This window comes from Kitasatospora sp. A2-31 (genome assembly GCF_022288725.1).
In the GTDB taxonomy this organism is placed as follows: Bacteria; Actinomycetota; Actinomycetes; order Streptomycetales; family Streptomycetaceae; genus Kitasatospora.
Window position 1 is genome coordinate 1 of sequence record NZ_JAKNTA010000131.1, and the last position, 1,710, is coordinate 1,710.

At 73.0% G+C, this 1,710-nt stretch carries 2 protein-coding genes and 1 pseudogene; 1 reads left to right on the forward strand and 2 read right to left on the reverse strand.

The genetic code is table 11. From position 1 onward, the window contains the following. Window positions 1–79 precede the first annotated feature (79 nt). On the forward strand, window positions 80–925 hold the full coding sequence (locus tag MCM47_RS40165; RefSeq protein WP_238951777.1) for an isoprenyl transferase: 846 nt from the start codon (window positions 80–82) through the stop codon (window positions 923–925). A gap of 123 nt (window positions 926–1,048) precedes the next feature. On the opposite strand, the gene MCM47_RS40170 is transcribed toward MCM47_RS40165, so the two are convergent. Further along, window positions 1,049–1,462, reverse strand: a complete 414-nt coding sequence (locus tag MCM47_RS40170) for a Fur family transcriptional regulator (RefSeq protein ID WP_238741026.1) — start codon at window positions 1,460–1,462, stop codon at window positions 1,049–1,051. Between the two features lie 35 nt (window positions 1,463–1,497). Further along, window positions 1,498–1,710: pseudogene (locus tag MCM47_RS40175) on the reverse strand (hypothetical protein); the annotation flags it as partial.

A 1,710-nucleotide genomic window follows, 5' to 3' on the forward strand; every position in this document is an offset into this window, starting at 1 on the left:
AGCGGCCTGGTCGCGGCCTACCTGCAGTGGCACCTGGAGCGGGGCATCCGCTCGATGAGATACGTGGAGAAGTGAGCACATGGCAGCGCGACGGCTCTTCGGCGGCGGCAAGCAGCGGGCGTACGTCCCCCCGACCCCGCACCCCAGTGGCGCCCAGCCCCCGAAGATCCCCGGCGAGCTGGTGCCCGACCACGTCGCCATCGTGATGGACGGCAACGGGCGCTGGGCGAAGGAGCGCGGGCTGCCGCGCACCGAGGGCCACAAGGTCGGCGAGAGCGTCGTGCTGGACGTCCTCAGGGGCGCGATCGAGCTCGGCGTGAAGAACATCTCGCTGTACGCGTTCTCGACCGAGAACTGGAAGCGCTCGCCCGACGAGGTGAAGTTCCTGATGAACTTCAACCGGGACGTCATCCGCCGCCGCCGCGACGAGATGGACGCGATGGGCGTGCGGATCCGCTGGGCCGGCCGGATGCCGAAGCTGTGGAAGAGCGTCGTCCAGGAGCTCCAGATCGCCGAGGAGCAGACCAAGGGCAACGACGCCGTGACGCTCTACATGTGCGTCAACTACGGCGGCCGGGCCGAGCTGGCGGACGCGGCGCAGGCCATCGCGGCGGACGTCGCGGCCGGCAGGCTGGACCCGCGGAAGGTCAACGAGAAGACCATCGCCAAGTACCTGTACCACCCGGACATGCCGGACGTGGACCTCTTCCTGCGCCCGAGCGGCGAGCAGCGGACGTCCAACTTCCTGCTCTGGCAGTCCGCGTACGCCGAGTTCGTGTTCCAGGACGTGCTCTGGCCGGACTTCGACCGCCGGGACCTCTGGCGGGCCTGCGAGCAGTACGCGATGCGCGACCGCCGCTTCGGCGGGGCGATCCCCAACGAGGTGGCCCAGCCGGTGGCGGCGGAGCTTCCCTCGCAGCGCTGACGCGCCGGAGGGGGCGGCGCCGACGCCGGGGACGGCGCGGTGCTGACGCCCGGACAGCCGCAAGGGCCCCGCGGGACGCGTCCCGCGGGGCCCTTGCGTGGTCCGTACCGGCCGGCTGCCTGCTCAGGCCTGCTTCTTGGCGCACTCCGCGCAGGTGCCGAAGATCTCCAGCGTGTGCGCGATGTCGCTGAACCCGTGCTCGGCGGCGACCGAGTTGGCCCAGCGCTCGACGGCCGGGCCCTCGACCTCCACCGTGGCGCCGCAGTGCCAGCAGACCAGGTGGTGGTGGTGCCCGCTGCTGCAGCGCCGGTACACGGCCTCGCCGTCGGCGGTGCGCAGGACGTCCACCTCGCCCGCGTCGGCGAGCGACTGCAGCGTGCGGTAGACCGTGGTCAGGCCCACCGAGTCGCCGCGGTGCTTGAGCATGTCGTGGAGCTCCTGCGCGCTGCGGAAGTCCGCGATCTCGTCCAGGGCCGCCGAGACGGCGGCACGCTGCCGGGTCGATCGGGCGCGCGGCGACGGGCCTGCGGTGGTCACCGTGGGTCCTCCTGGGGGTGTGGGCGTCTCGCCCCTCATTGTGCCAGTCCCGCCCTCCGCTCCGGAGTGGTCGCGTCGGACGGGCCCCGACCGGACGGACCGCGGCCGGAGGGACCCTGGCCGGACGGACCCTGACCGGGCAGCCGCACGTCGCAGACCGCCGGGCCGGCGTCGGCGGCCGGCCGGTGCCGGCGGCGGGCCAGCGGGCCGGCGATCGCGCTGAAGACCGCGAACACGACGATGGCCAG